Source organism: Mesorhizobium sp. ORM8.1, assembly GCF_053005525.2.
In genome coordinates, this window is the sequence record NZ_CM132600.1 from 13565 (window position 1) to 27599 (window position 14035).

Sequence of the window (14035 nt, forward strand, 5' to 3'; positions counted from 1 at the left end):
GACCTGCGATGGCTGCCCGTGCTACGCCGGCCGCAAGAACAGACAGGGAGGTCGAAAGGAAGACGGAAGTATCTTTGCGTGATCTCGCGCAATCAGTCCTGGCTCTCCGGGTCTCCCTTGTCGGCTAGCTCCAAAGCCATCGCAATCCCCACCAGTTCTGGCAAGGTGCTCGCCTGCATTTTGGACATGATATTGGCGCGGTGGACTTCGACCGTCCGAAAACCAATATCCAGTTCAAGGGCGATTGTCTTGTTCGGCAATCCGGCCACAACGCCCGCTAAGACCTGGCGTTCCCTCTCCGAAAGTTGCGCGCGCCGCGATCGGATCGCTGCCGGGTCATGCACTTCCTCGGTGTCGGTGTCGAACCGGCCCGCCGCACGTCTAATGGCGCCGATCAGGACTTCGTCCTCGAACGGCTTTTCGATGAAATCACTCGCACCTGCCCTAATGGCGGCGACCGCCGATGGAACATCGCCATCGTGCTCACTGTGATAGGGCTCGGGCATCAGAAGATCCACATTCCGGCCCACAGCCTCTGTCACCGCATAGCCGAACTGGCGAACCGCTGCCGTGCTGAAGGAATTGATGATGCCGGCTTCGTCGATCACCACCGTTGCGACTGGAACGGTGTCAAGGATCGAGCGCAGATGCGCTTCGCGTGCCTTGAGAGTGGCTTCGGTTCTCTCGATGGCTCGGCGTGCATGATGCAACACTTCGCCCATCCATGCGATCATCAGCCCCACCAGCGTGAAGACGCCAACCTGGATCAACGTCGCTTGCGCGGACCCGACGACGTAAACGGCGCTAGCAAGTGAGAGAATGAACGCGACGAGACCGGGGCCGATGCCGCCCATGATGGCCGAAATGAGGATAACCGGAATGAAGAGGATGAAGGCCGCGCCGTTTCCAAGCGCCGTTTGCAGCACAAGCCTAGCGAGGAATACAGTAGCGACAGCTGCAACCGCCAGCAGATATCCTGCTGGCCCTTCGAAACGGGGAGAAAGAGGACTTGCAGCACGCGTCCTCTAAATCCGGGCAGATCTCTTGCAGGCATGGTTTCACCACCGTGGCAAAGAGTCAGCCATTTCTAACCGCCTGTTCGCTATTTAACTAGGAGCGAGGCGACAGAATGTCGCCCGGCGCAAGACCAACCCTCAAGAGATGCGGCCCACCTTGCCGACCGAGGATGACGAAGGCCGAGGGGGCTAGGCGAGACCGGAAGCGCGAGTCGTGGCATTGACCTGCACCAAAGCTTTGCGAAGGCCCGGGACTTGAGAAATTCGAATGGCAGAAAGCCCAGCACGAGATCAATTCCGAAGATCTGATAGCCTACGCGGTATGGCCGATACCATCGCGTTGATATCGCAGCGCTACAAAACACAAAGGTGGAAACATGGTCCATCTCGCGGCTGGCTCAGCCCTAAGTAAACTCAGCTCGGCAAATTGCCCTCTCGAAGGGTCTCAGCGCGCCCGAACGACGCGCTGAGGGCGATCAGCGATCACGGCTATTACGCTGCCTTGACCATGACCTTCTTCTCGGCCTTTTGGGCTTCGGCCGTCTTGGGCAACTTGACTGTCAGCACACCCTTGGCGAAGTTCGCCTCGATCTTATCGGCGTCGACGCCCTCGGGCAGCTGGAACGAACGCTGGAAGGAGCCGTAGCGGCGCTCGGACAGATAGTAATCCTTTTCCTTCTCTTCCTTTTCCTCGGTCTTTTCGCCCTTGATGGTCAGTGTACGGTTGGCGAGTTTGATCTCGACGTTCTTTTCGTCGATGCCAGGCAACTCGGCCGTGATCTCGTACTCCTTGTCCTTGTCGACGAGATCCATGGCCGGCGCGACCGGCCAGTCCGCATTGCGCAGGGAGGGCAGTTCGCGACCGAACAGGGAACGCGTCGAAGGGAAGCGAAAGTCGAACGGGTGAAAGTCGTCGAATAGCCGGTCGACCTCGCGGCGCAGGCTTTCGAATGGAGCGGTCCAGTTACCGGCTGGCGCCGGCGCAGTGCTCTTCTCGGTCTTGACAGGCAGTTTGGTGGCAACTTCAGCCATGGCTTTATCCTCGAAAGTGGGTTGATCGACAGGTACCGCCGCCTCCACCCTTCCACCTTAGGTCTCCCAAGAGGCGCTAGAGTCGGAGGTCAGCGGACCCGCTTGCCGGGTGTCGTCACCGAACTGGTCCATAGCTTCGCGAATCCGCGGTTTTGCCGCAGTTCATCGCGCCCGCGTCATCAAATTTGGCACGGCCTGGCAAGAACAGCATCAAAGCCGTTGCAAGGGGCGGCCTCATTGATTGACATCAATGGCGACTGAAAATGTTTCCCGCTGGAGCCGTGGTGGAGATGAGCGATAACCAAGCTACAGCGCAATCAGAATCACTACCGCGCCGAACGTCTTCCGCTACCAAAATGCAGGGGCGCGGTGATGACTAAAAATCCGCGCGCTCAAATTCGCCGCGGGGGTGGCCGAGTGTCGAAAGACCATCGGCGAGATGGTCTGCAAGCAGCGGCGTTCCACAGAGATAGTCGGCCGTATGTTCATTGTGCGCGTCCGTCGCCTGCTGGCGGACACTTTGCCATTCGTCGGCGGATTGATCGTCGGGACCCAGCCACATCAGGGCGACGAGGTCGATCTGGGCATCGACGGAAAGATCGGAAATCAGCGACTGCAGTTCTTCGAGGACCGGGTCCTCGGCATGATCCTCAAGGATCGCGGCGGAACGATCGTCGGACGGATTGGAAGCGGGGCTGGGTTCGGTGACCGGATCCTTGCCATCGAATTCGCGCGCCTTCATGATGATGAAGCATACGGTTTCGAGGGGAATTTCGAGTTCCGTTTCACCATTGCCAATACTGCTCGCCGCTCTTTCCATCATACTGCTTCCTTCAGTTGCTGTTCGTCTTCCCGTCCCCGGACCACGCGTTTTCCGGCCATCGGTCCTTTTGTCTCGGTGACGACAGTGCATCGTCCCTCCGGTTGGCCGTCAGCCTGGAAATAGATCACGACCCAGTCGTTCGTTTTTGCCAGAACACGGTGAAATGCCAATTGTCATGTCGTGCATGCAGGACCGGCAGCCAGGCCTCGCTCGTCGGATTGAAGCGCTTTGGCGCAATTTTGCGAAGCACTCCGGCTGCCGCCTTTTCGCGATACATGCGATCGACATCGAGCAATATCGACACTGGCGGCAAAGGTTGAGGTTGATAGGTCGTTCTCAGTCGAGCCCCGCCGAGCCGCTCGGCGAGGGCTGCTCCCAGCATCTCCTTGCGCCTGTGACCGATGCCCTTGATGTGAAGAGCGCCGCTATGGAGCGCGTTCTCGAGGTCTTCGAGGGTTTCGAGCTGCCCGTCCTCGGCGAGGCTGTGCGCGTATCGTGGTCCGATCCCGGGGATCGACCGAAACAGCGCCTCCGGTTCCATATCGCCGCGCAGCCGTTCCAGTTGGGACCAGCGCCCGGTTGCAACCATCTCGGCAATCGCGCCGGCCAGGCCTGTTCCGATGGCCGGGAGGGCGATGAGGCCGTCGCGTCCCTCCTTTGCCAGAACCTCGCCCAAGGGCCGTTCCAGCCTGGAAACGACATCTGCCGCCCTTCTGTAGGCGCGTGCGCGGAAACCGTCGGCGCCTTGGCTGTCGAGCAGATCGGCAAAATCGCGGAATTTTGCTGCCACCCCGACATTCTCGAGGAGTGGCTTCGTCGCTAATGTCGTCATTGCCTTGACGCCTGGATTTGGCGGCGCGGTTTGGAGCGGCTCCGGCATGGTTGTTCCCATCGCAGCCATTGAAGATTGTCGATTGGTCCTCCTAGGCCATTTGACGGCTCGCACCCTTGACGCGCATCAATCCAGCAATGTTCGAAACTGGGTAGAAGAAAACATGCGCTTCTTCGCACTCAAAGGGTCGGAACAACTCGGCGCGGCTGCCGCGCGGGCGCTTTCGATCGAACTCGATCCGCATGAAGAACGAGATTTCGAGGACGGGGAGCACAAGGCGCGCCCGCTGGTCAGCGTGCGCGGCAGGGATGTCTATGTGCTGCACAGCCTTGGTGGAAATGGCGGCGTGTCCGCCAACGACAAGCTGTGCAAACTCCTGTTCTTCCTGGCGACATGCAAGGAGAACGGCGCCGCGCGAGTAACGGCGGTCGTTCCCTACCTGGCCTATGCGCGCAAGGACCGGCAGACCAAGGCGCGTGACCCGGTCACGACCCGCTATGTCGCGCAACTCTTCGAGGCTATGGGTGCCGACCGGATCATGACGCTCGACGTCCATAATCTCGCGGCTTTCCAGAACGCCTTTCGGTGCGAGAGCATCCATCTCGATACGCGAAAGCTCTTCGCTCTACTGATAGCCAAATTGGCTGGCGATCTGCCGATCACCATTTTTTCACCCGACAGCGGCGGTGTAAAGCGCGCGCAATTGTTCAAGGAGACGCTGGAGACGGAAACCGGGAAGCAAATCGGATTCGGCTTCATGGAAAAGCGCCGCAGCCGGAACGTGGTTTCGGGCGAACTGTTTGCTGGCGACGTCGCCGACAATGCCGTTTTCATTGTCGATGATCTGATCAGTACGGGTGGCACCATGCTGCGCGCAGCACTTGCCTGCCGTGAACGCGGCGCCGGGACCATTCATGCGATCGCCACGCACGGATTGTTTGGCAAGGGTGCCGACGTGCTGTTCGACAGCCAGACCATAGACCGCATCATCGTCACCGACAGCGTGGACTCGGCGGCACTCGCCAAACCTCGTTACCCGCTAGCGCCTTTGGACATTCTGCCGATCGGTCGCCTGATCGGCACGGCGATCAGGCGCCTCCACACACAGGGGTCGATTTCCGAACTGACGGGGATCGAAGACTGAAAATCTCGCGCTCCGCCTGCCTGATGTAGCGGATCGCCTGCGGGCGCCATTTTTCCGGATGGCGGATTGGCGTCTCGAGGAGATGCGCGACAGCGAGACGGGCCTTCAGCAATGCCCGGAAACCGCCATAGAGCGCCAGCAACCCGGCATCGGGGCGGTCCGGCAGCCGACACTCCAGCGCCTTGATCAGCAGCAGCCGGATCCATGGCGCGCCCAGCATCTCGCATTCCAGGCCGAGATAGTTGATTTCGTCATAAGGATCGATGATGCGCATCGAGCGGTTGAATTCGAGACAGTCGATGATCTGGGGCGGCCGGCAAAGGCAGACGTGTTCGGGGCGCAGGTCGCCATGCCCTTCGACGATCGCGCCCCGACGAATGCGCGCTTCGATCCGGGGCCTCAATTGCTGCAGCAGACCGTCCACCATGTCCAGTGTGCCCGAAGCGATATCCACCAACGTGAATTCGGGCCGGAGCAGGATGGCGCGGTTGATGCGCTGCTCTCCCGTGAGGTGACGCAGATAGGCGAAGGCGTCAATTTCCGCCTGGCGTTGCGCATAGAAGGCCGCCAGCGTGTTGGCGACTTCGTCGATCTCCGCCACGGTCAGGCGACCGCAGACGATGCGCGCGTCCAGCATATCGCATTGCGGCAGGCGCTTCATTTCGACCAGCCAATCGACGATGCGGGCCCTGCCGCCGAGGGTGAAACGGCCCGATGCGTCACGGCAAAGAGGGAGAACCCGTCGATAGGTTTCGGCGGCAAGGAGAGCGTTCAGCCGCAATTCCTGGCCGCAGTAGAAGTGCCGCTTCCTGATCGTGCTGAAATCGAGGAATGGATGCCTGACTGGCTTCTTGAGCTTGTAGACCAGTTCGTCCGTGAGAAAGACCCAGGACATATGCGTCTCGTGGACATCTACCTGTGTCGTCCCGCACCCGTACGTCGCCGGATCGCTGAGAAAGCGCACCTTCGCTGCCAAGTCTGTAATTTGCCGTTGTCCCATCATCGCCGGCACAATGGTGGCCAGCAGCGATCCGCACTTTGATGCGCATCAAGGACGCGCCCGTTGGCTGTGACATTTTGTAGATGAACACAACCGCCAGCGGGATGTCATGGATCGCAAACACACCTTCAACATAGGCTATGTCGTCGTTGCTTTCCTGATTATGGGGCTGTTTCAGGTCTGGTTCGCCTATCGTGACACCGCCCAGCTCTCCTACAGTGACGTGATCCACCTCACGGAAGAGGGCAAGGTTGCATCCGTCACGCTGACCGAGACCATGATCGAGGGGGCATTCAAGGAGCCGCAGAATGGCAAGACGGCGTTTCTTGCCAATCGCGTCGACCCTGCGGCAGTTGCGGTTTTCGAGAAGGCCGGCGTCAAGATCACGGGGGCTTCCGACAGCAACTGGCTGACGACAATTCTCTCCTGGATATTGCCCGCGCTGATCTTCGTTGGCATCTGGATGTTCTTTTTCCGAGGGTTCGCCGACAGGCAAGGCATGGGCGGCCTGATTAACATCGGCAAGTCGAAGGCAAAGGTCTATCTGGAGCGCAAAACCGGAGTGACGTTTGAAGATGTGGCGGGCGTCGACGAAGCCAAGGCCGAGTTGCAGGAAATCGTCTCCTTCCTCAAGGACAAGGACAGATACGGCCGCCTCGGCGCTCGCATCCCGAAAGGTATCCTGCTGGTCGGGCCGCCTGGAACCGGCAAGACATTGATGGCGCGCGCCGTAGCCGGCGAGGCGGGGGTGCCCTTCTTCTCCATCTCCGGCTCGGAGTTCGTCGAGATGTTCGTCGGCGTGGGTGCGGCCCGGGTGCGCGACCTGTTCGAGCAGGCCCGGCAGGCCGCGCCGTGCATCATCTTCATCGATGAACTCGACGCCCTCGGCCGTGCTCGCAGCCCATTCGCGGGTTATGGCGGCGGTGACGAGAAAGAACAGACATTGAACCAACTGCTGTCGGAACTCGACGGTTTCGATCCGCGTGTTGGTATCGTGCTGCTTGCCGCCACCAACCGTCCCGAAATCCTCGATCCGGCCCTGCTGCGCGCCGGGCGATTCGACCGGCAGGTCGTTCTGGACCGGCCCGACCGCAAGGGCAGGCAGGCGATCGTCAAGGTCCACATCAAGAGCGTCTCAATCGCGCCTGGCGTCAGCACCGACGAGATTGCCGCGATAACGCCCGGCTTCACCGGTGCCGATCTTGCCAATCTGGTCAACGAGGCTGCCATCATCGCCACGCGGCGTGGCGCCGACAAGGTGACGATGGATGACTTTACCAATGCGGTCGAGCGCATCGTTGCAGGCTCGGAGCGCAAAAGCCGATTGCTGAAACCACAGGAGCGTGAACGTGTCGCCTTTCACGAAATGGGGCATGCCCTGGTCGCGGTCGCGAGGCGAAGCGCTGATCCAGTGCACAAGGTATCCATCATCCCGCGCTCGATCGGCGCTCTCGGTTTCACCATGCAGCGCCCGACGGAGGACCGGTTTCTGATCACGGTCGGTGAGCTGAAGGACCGCATGGTCGTCCTGATGGGCGGCCGCGCGGCTGAGGAAATCATATTCGGCGAAGTCTCGACCGGGGCGGCCGACGACCTGGCCAAGGTCACGGATATTGCCCGCCAGTGTGTCACCCGCTTTGGAATGGATCCGACGGTGGGGCAGGCCGTTCTCGAAGAGCAGCGCCTGCAATGGCTAGGTGACGGCCCTGGCCTGCCGAACAAGAAAGATTATTCGGAGGCCACGGCTCGGGAAGTCGACCTGGCGGTGCGAGGCATGATCAACGAGGCCTTTGCCAGTGCCAAGGACGTGCTCCGGGTAAGGGTCACCGACCTGCGCGCTGGCGCCAAGCTGCTGCTCGAAAAAGAAACGTTGACGCCTGACGACTTCGCGCCGTTGCGTCGAACCGCCGAGCTAGTTCCGGCGGCGTGAAGGCGACGCAGGCCGAGATGCCGGGCGCCTTTGAACAAACGAGGAGAGTGTCATGAAACACAAGCTTCAGCAGAAGGTGATCGATATCCTGGCGCGTTGCATGGACATGACGATAGCAACAACCCGCTCCGATGGCTCGCCACAGGCGACGGTGGTCTCGTTCGTGCACGACGGTTTGCTGCTCTATTTCGGCTGCGGAGCCGGCTCGCAGAAGGCAGTGAATATTTATCGCGATCCGCGCGTCTCGGTCGCCATGACAGCGCCCTATGAGAACTGGCTGGAGATCAACGGGTTGTCGATGGCGGCGACCGCCACTGAGGTCGTCTTGCCTTCCGAACTCACAGTAATCGGACGCATGATGGTGCAGCGCTTCCCGCAGATTTCGGCTATCCAGCCCAGTGAGGCCGCACCCGTGAAGCTGTTCAGGGTACGGCCCACGATCATCTCTGTGCTCGACTACTCCCTGGGTTTTGGTCACACCGATCTCGTCAAAGTCGAGGCCGACGACATCGCCGAGACCTTGGACAGCATGCGACACCATTGGCTTGCAGGCACTTCCGCCACCTCCTGACGATCGCGCCAATCGTCCAACCAGATGACTATCTCACCCGGGCATTGAGCCGGATCAATGAGCAAGAGCGCAAAGGATGCTCTTTGTCTTCGCTGCGGGCGAGACGTCCGCCTCAACAAACAGGAGACAAGACATGACGGACATAACATTGCGTCAGAACATTCTCGATGAGTTGGAATTCGAGCCGAGCATCGACGCGGCCCATATCGGCGTTGCCGTCGAAGACGGCATCGTCACCCTGACCGGGCATGTTTCTTCCTATTGGGAAAAGACCACCGCCGAAAATGTGGTCAAGCGCGTCAAGGGCGTCAAGGGCATCGCCGAGGAAATCGAAGTCCGGCTGATTGGACAAAGGGAACCGCGGACGACGAGATCGCCAAGCGTGCGGTCAATGCGGTCACCTGGAACGTCTCCATCCCGAGGGACAAGGTGCAGGTCAAGGTGCGAGACGGATGGATCACGCTGACCGGGAAACTTGAATGGCAGTACCAGAAGAACGCAGCCGCCGACGCCGTGCGCGGGCTGGCCGGCGTTGTCGGTGTTGCCAACCAGATCGAAATCGCCCCACACGCGTCAGTGCCCGACGTCAAGAAGCGCATCGAGGATGCGCTGAAGCGCGACGCCGAAACCGAAGCACAGGCGATCCGCGTCAATGTTCTGGATGGCAAGGTGACCCTCGAAGGCAAGGTCAGGGCTTGGTCCGAGCGCCAGGCAGCTGAACGTGCCGCCTGGTCGTCGCCGGGCGTCCGAACGGTGGACGATCGTATTTCCATAATCTGATGGGCTCACGAGTTGGACGCGGCGGCTTCATCGGTGGCCGCCGCGTCGCCAACGATGGCCAGAGAGTGCGTTGGATCTCGGTCCAGCAATGTCAAGGAGAAACAATATGATTCTGGCTAACGGTACCCTCGTCGTGGTAACCGACGGCGACAAGCTGCGTCTGTTGCGCAGCAAAGGTCACGAACCTCGGATCGAATTGGTCGAAATGCCCGAGCCGGTGCTGCACTCGGCTAACACGGGCTCCGGCGGCCGGCATCGTAGTTCCACCGCCAATCCCGACGACTCCCGCCTGCGGGAAGACGACTTTGCCGCAGCCGTGGCCGCCTATCTCAATCGCGAGGCGCTGACGGAAGCGTTCGAGCATGTCGTGGTGATCGCCGATCCGCGCACGCTGGGCGAACTGCGCAGGCACTTCCAGGCTCCTCTGAGAGCAAAGCTGGTAGGCGAGATAGCCAAGGATCTCGCGAAACATTCCGCCGGGGCCATCGAGAACACATTGGTGGCGACTTGAGTCTCTGCCCAGATCATGGTCCAAACCCTGCTGATCTCGGCCATCGTCGCGAGCCTATCGCACCGGCGACCTTGGGCGCATCGACCGTCGCCAAGAGGGCTTAGCCGGGGTGGATGGATGCCGGCGGCACGCTAGACCGGGATACACGGTTCAATTGAACGCATCCCGCTCGAGAGCATTCCGCTCGAGTTGGATGAGAATGGCTGATGATGCGGCGCAATCATCGTCGAGTTGCCTTAGTTCACCATATCAAGGGGGCCGAGCGCGCCACTTAGATCGTCACCTCCGGCTCGAGCGACCGTTCCTTCTGTGGCTCCGCAATCTCTGTCATGGTTGCCTCGGTGAGCAGCAGCACGCTGGCGACCGAGACTGCGTTCTCCAGGGCGGTGCGAACGACCTTGGTCGGGTCGATGATGCCTGCTTCGACCAGATCGACGTACTCCTTCTTTCCTGCGTCGAAGCCGAAATTGCCAGTGCCTTCGAGCATCTTGGCAGTGACGACGCCACCGTCGACCGCGGAATTTTCGGCAATCTGCCGGACTGGCGCTTCAAGCGCGCGCTTGAGTATCTGTACGCCGGTCCGCTCGTCGCCGTCGCAATGTTGCTCCTCGTCAGCCACGGTCGCGATGCAGCGCAGGAGGGCGAGGCCGCCGCCTGGCACTATGCCTTCGGCGACCGCCGCCTTGGTGGCGCTGATGGCATCGTCGAGCGCCTCCTTCTTCGACTTCATTTCGGCCTCGGTTGGAGCACCCACCTTGATGACGGCGACGCCACCCGCGAGCTTGGCCAGCCGTTCCTGCAGCTTTTCGCGATCATAGTCACTGGTCGTATTGTCGATCTCGCGCCGGATCTGTTCGACACGGCCCTTGATCACCTTGGCGTCTCCGCCGCCGCCGATGATCGTCGTGTTATCCTTGTCGACGACTATCCGCTTCGCACGCCCCAACTGCTCCATTTTGACATTTTCCAGCTTGAGCCCGAGATCTTCGGAGATGACCTGTCCGCCAGTCAGGATGGCGATGTCCTGCAGCATGGCCTTGCGACGGTCTCCGAAGCCGGGCGCCTTGACGCCGCAGTTCTTGAACGTTCCCCGAATCTGATTGACGATGAGGGTCGCGAGGGCCTCACCCTCGACTTCCTCGGCAATCACCAGCAATGGCGAGCCGGACTTCGCCACGGCTTCAAGCAGCTTGATGAGGTCGTTTAGCGAAGCGATCTTTTTTCGACGAGCAGCACCAGCGCGTCTTCCAGAACCGCCTCCATCTTCTCGGGATCGGTGACGAAGTAGGGGGAGAGGAACCCGCGATCGAACTGCATGCCTTCGACGACATCCAGAACGGTTTCGGTGGTCTTCGACTCTTCGACCGTGATGACGCCCTCGCCGCCGACCTTCTCCATTGCCTCACCGACGAGTTCGCCGATGAGCGGGTCGTTGTGCGCGGAGATCGTCGCCACCTGTTCTTTCTCGCGACGGGTCGAGACCGGCCTAGATATTGCCTTGAGTGTCTCGATTGCCCGTTTTGTTGCGCGATCGAGACCCCGCTTGATATCGATCGCGCTGGCGCCGGCGACGACGTTGCGTACGCCGTCGGCGAACATCGCGTGGGCCAGAATGGTCGACGTGCTGGTGCCGTCACCGACCATGTCCCCGGTTTTTTCAGCCGCCTGTCTGAGCATCCGCGCGCCAAGATTCTCCTCGGGATCCTTCAGGTCGAATTCCTTGGCGATGGTCACCCCGTCATTGCAGACGATGGGAGCGCCCCATTTCTTTTCGATCAAAACCGATTTCGAGCGGGGCCCGAGCGTCACGCGCACGGCGTCGGCGAGCTGGGTCGCGCCACGCAGAATCTTTTCGCGCGCCGCGGAACGAAACAATACCTGTTTGTGAGCCATGACCGTCTCCGAGCTATGATGCGTCTTGGCTAACAGGGATGAGTTCAGCCGGCTTTGATACGCATCAATCCCGCTCCAGCGCCAGGTTGACGAGGATCAACGGCTAGCCTCATTCGCTGTTGGATAGGCAGTGTACCATCGTCCGCTCGCGAACTTGGAATCACGTTGCGATTGCCTCTCGTAGTTCGGGCGCCGGTGAAGGCTTGGCGACTTCCGCGACGGTCAACCGCTGAGGCTTGGCGAAAAAATCCGCCGGAGGTCGTCACGCAGACCATACATCGTTCGGATCAGTGAAATCCTGGTCGTCTCGGACGTTCATTCGCGGCCGCTAGCCTCTCAGAGCGAGATCGAGCTGCTATTGCTGGCCGGATCGAAACGTCGTCGCGACCCGACATCCTGACGAGCTGCCTCTTGTTGAGAACCTCAAAATTCTGCGCATTGCGGATTTTGACGATGCCCTTGCGGCTCATCTCGTGAATGACGCGACTAATGGTCTCCCCGGTTGTCCCAAGATAGCTGGCCATGTCACGGCGATTGATGGGTATATGGATCGGAAAGTTTGCGCCGGGGCTCAATTCATCTGCATCGCTGCGGCGGCAAAGCATCAGGAAGAAGCTGGCAACTCGTTCCGGCATCGTCTGGCAGCCAAGCAGCAGCATCCAGCTACGTGCTGCGTCGAGCTCATCCAACGTGCTCAACATCAGCTGATGCTCGAGCTCGGGAAAACACTCTGTCAATCTCTCGAAGGCGTGACGCTCATAACAACAAAGCGTCACATCGGACGCCGCCTCAATGGCATAGTCGGAAAAGCCTCCGAAGACGCGGCCGAAGAAGTCTGAGCGAAACAGCAAGCCGACGAGCTGCTGGCGTCCGTCTTCCAGCGACTTCTGCATGCGCAGCACGCCAGACACGACGATGCCCACAGAGGAGGTGTCCTCCATTTCGGCAAGCACCGTTTCGCCGAGACGATACGTCCGGTGATGGGAAAGCCTGGCGAGTTGCCCCTGCAAGTCGACATTGACCCTGCTGCAGAGTGAGGTTTTGCGCACGGCACATCGATCACAGGGTGTCAGGGTTCGGACGGAAGGCAACGGTTCCATAGCATCTCCAACTCACGGTTGTGCCAAAGAGGGACGTCAAATAAAATTAACCAAAAACTCAGGTCTGAAAGGATTTTTTTAAAGGCCAACCTAAAGGCAAAACTCGTCCCAGTTTCCATTCTCGTCTTTGTTCTGAATCAAATTGAAATCAGCTATGCTTCAAGCCGCGCCTCGTCAGGCGGTCCGATTTGGGCTTGGACAGCATGGACTATTCGGCTTAGTATTCTTCAATCGGGAATATTCAGACCCAAAAAAAGGCACCCCTTAGGGGGCAAGGTCGTGGATCGCTATGTGGCACATGCCAACGTTGCTCGCTTTCGCGAGATTCTCTCGCGAACTGCGCCCGGGACAGCGGCATGCCGTTGAGGGTCTGCTTGAGAAGGAAGAGCTAAGGCTCTGTGTCCTCGAAGCATCAGAGGAAGGTACTTTTCGCTCGGGTCTGAAACTGGTCGCCACAGCGCTCTCGATGCATCACACCGGCGAAACGATTTCAACCAATCCACGATCGAAGCCGTGCGATGGGCTCGGCCCGATTGCAACGAAGACGACGATGAATTGACCGCATACATCGTGAAGTATGCAAAGGAACAGCAATTGATTGTCCTCTTTGACGTCCGATAGGCGAACCAACCAAGTTCCTTGGACGGTGGGTCCCGTTGACCTTCAACCCATTTTTGAGACAGGGATCAGCTCGGATTATTTCTCAAGCCAGCTGCGGTGACTGCACAACGGCAAAAATTCTCCAACTCTTCATTGACGTCATTCGGCAATGGCCGGCAACCGCAATGCACGGCGTGTTTCAAATGCCAAGCCAGTCCTTCATTCGAGGTGCGGAGTGGTGGTGGCTCGTTCGACAGGTGCCATTTCAAATCTATTTTGGTCTGCCTTGATGGAAAGCTAGTTGCTTCGTGAAACATTTGGCCCTCTCCAATTTGTTGACAAGGCAACCGGCTGAAGTCGAATGCGTCGTTGATCCGGGTCAAGACTCATAGCTGATCACGGTTGTGACACGTAGAGGAGCGACAAGTGCCCCGGAAGCGCCAGTCAGTGGGCCAGGGCGGCCCCCGATGCTTTTCGCTGATCCCCACAGGATACTCCGCGGAGAGGGGGCTTTGACGAACCCACCAAGACAGTTTGTCGATCCGTCGCGAGAAGGTCAGCAACAGATCGCCACGGATCGAATGGAAGGCCATCGGACCGAACGGCGGCACTTCGTAGAATCCCCTAAGGGTATAACCGAATTGTTGGACAGGCGCTTTTGCGGTGAAATCCAAAGCGCAAACGACGTCCCCATCTTCAGTTGAAGCGCCTGATGGTTGTCGGACATCAGCTCAACGATTGACCGACATGGGAGTGGTTTGATGCTCTGCGCACACCTGACATCCAAAGCTATCGCTAGCGCA

General features: G+C 59.5%; 10 protein-coding genes and 2 pseudogenes. 5 read left to right on the forward strand and 7 right to left on the reverse strand.

Annotated features, from left to right (window positions below; genetic code table 11):
- Positions 1–92: 92 nt before the first annotated feature.
- The 4 genes from ACVDG8_RS00070 to ACVDG8_RS00085 all read right to left on the reverse strand — a co-directional run bounded on the left by ACVDG8_RS00070 (position 93) and on the right by ACVDG8_RS00085 (position 3772).
- Positions 93–926, reverse strand: a complete 834-nt coding sequence (locus ACVDG8_RS00070; RefSeq protein WP_447252879.1) for a LuxR C-terminal-related transcriptional regulator — start codon at positions 924–926, stop codon at positions 93–95.
- 582 nt (positions 927–1508) lie between these two features.
- Positions 1509–2048 (reverse strand): Hsp20/alpha crystallin family protein, encoded by a 540-nt coding sequence (locus tag ACVDG8_RS00075; protein WP_447252880.1) that lies wholly within the window; start codon positions 2046–2048, stop codon positions 1509–1511.
- 376 nt (positions 2049–2424) lie between these two features.
- Positions 2425–2871: a DUF3775 domain-containing protein gene (locus ACVDG8_RS00080; protein WP_447252881.1), complete on the reverse strand. Its 447-nt coding sequence runs from the start codon at positions 2869–2871 to the stop codon at positions 2425–2427.
- Positions 2872–2995: 124 nt separating this feature from the next.
- Positions 2996–3772 (reverse strand): DNA-binding protein, encoded by a 777-nt coding sequence (locus ACVDG8_RS00085; protein ID WP_455707881.1) that lies wholly within the window; start codon positions 3770–3772, stop codon positions 2996–2998.
- On the opposite strand from ACVDG8_RS00085, the gene ACVDG8_RS00090 reads away from it, so the two are divergent.
- A complete protein-coding gene (locus tag ACVDG8_RS00090; protein WP_455707471.1) occupies positions 3750–4847 on the forward strand; it encodes a ribose-phosphate diphosphokinase in 1098 nt (365 codons plus the stop codon). The two genes, ACVDG8_RS00085 and ACVDG8_RS00090, sit on opposite strands and share 23 nt — an antisense overlap.
- Here the strand turns inward: ACVDG8_RS00090 and ACVDG8_RS00095 are convergent.
- Positions 4792–5742 (reverse strand): hypothetical protein, encoded by a 951-nt coding sequence (locus ACVDG8_RS00095; RefSeq protein ID WP_455707472.1) that lies wholly within the window; start codon positions 5740–5742, stop codon positions 4792–4794. The two genes, ACVDG8_RS00090 and ACVDG8_RS00095, sit on opposite strands and share 56 nt — an antisense overlap.
- A gap of 214 nt (positions 5743–5956) precedes the next feature.
- Here ACVDG8_RS00095 and ftsH point away from each other — a divergent pair, with 214 nt between their 5' ends.
- From ftsH to ACVDG8_RS00115, 4 genes and pseudogenes are all read left to right on the forward strand, one after another.
- Complete coding sequence (gene ftsH / locus ACVDG8_RS00100; RefSeq protein ID WP_447252886.1) at positions 5957–7777, forward strand: ATP-dependent zinc metalloprotease FtsH; 1821 nt, start codon at positions 5957–5959, stop codon at positions 7775–7777.
- A gap of 52 nt (positions 7778–7829) precedes the next feature.
- On the forward strand, positions 7830–8348 hold the full coding sequence (locus ACVDG8_RS00105; protein ID WP_447252887.1) for a pyridoxamine 5'-phosphate oxidase family protein: 519 nt from the start codon (positions 7830–7832) through the stop codon (positions 8346–8348).
- A gap of 133 nt (positions 8349–8481) precedes the next feature.
- Positions 8482–9128, forward strand: a pseudogene (locus ACVDG8_RS00110) (BON domain-containing protein).
- 106 nt (positions 9129–9234) lie between these two features.
- Entirely contained in the window at positions 9235–9639 is a 405-nt protein-coding gene (locus ACVDG8_RS00115; RefSeq protein ID WP_447252889.1) for a host attachment family protein, read from the forward strand.
- 271 nt (positions 9640–9910) lie between these two features.
- Here the strand turns inward: ACVDG8_RS00115 and groL are convergent.
- Positions 9911–11532: pseudogene (gene groL / locus ACVDG8_RS00120) on the reverse strand (chaperonin GroEL).
- A gap of 287 nt (positions 11533–11819) precedes the next feature.
- Positions 11820–12581 carry a Crp/Fnr family transcriptional regulator gene (locus tag ACVDG8_RS00125; protein WP_447252890.1) on the reverse strand — a complete coding sequence of 254 codons (762 nt, stop codon included), beginning with the start codon at positions 12579–12581 and terminating at the stop codon, positions 11820–11822.
- Positions 12582–14035 lie beyond the last annotated feature (1454 nt).

Bases quoted from the DNA above. Each gene is read 5' to 3' on its own strand.
- ACVDG8_RS00090 (WP_455707471.1), top strand. From the start codon at position 3,750: ATGGTTGTTCCCATCGCAGCCATTGAAGATTGTCGATTGGTCCTCCTA.
- ACVDG8_RS00105 (WP_447252887.1), top strand. From the start codon at position 7,830: ATGAAACACAAGCTTCAGCAGAAGGTGATCGATATCCTGGCGCGTTGC.
- ACVDG8_RS00115 (WP_447252889.1), top strand. From the start codon at position 9,235: ATGATTCTGGCTAACGGTACCCTCGTCGTGGTAACCGACGGCGACAAG.
- ftsH (WP_447252886.1), top strand. From the start codon at position 5,957: ATGGATCGCAAACACACCTTCAACATAGGCTATGTCGTCGTTGCTTTC.
- ACVDG8_RS00080 (WP_447252881.1), bottom strand. From the start codon at position 2,871: ATGATGGAAAGAGCGGCGAGCAGTATTGGCAATGGTGAAACGGAACTC.
- ACVDG8_RS00075 (WP_447252880.1), bottom strand. From the start codon at position 2,048: ATGGCTGAAGTTGCCACCAAACTGCCTGTCAAGACCGAGAAGAGCACT.
- ACVDG8_RS00085 (WP_455707881.1), bottom strand. From the start codon at position 3,772: ATGGCTGCGATGGGAACAACCATGCCGGAGCCGCTCCAAACCGCGCCG.
- ACVDG8_RS00095 (WP_455707472.1), bottom strand. From the start codon at position 5,742: ATGTCCTGGGTCTTTCTCACGGACGAACTGGTCTACAAGCTCAAGAAG.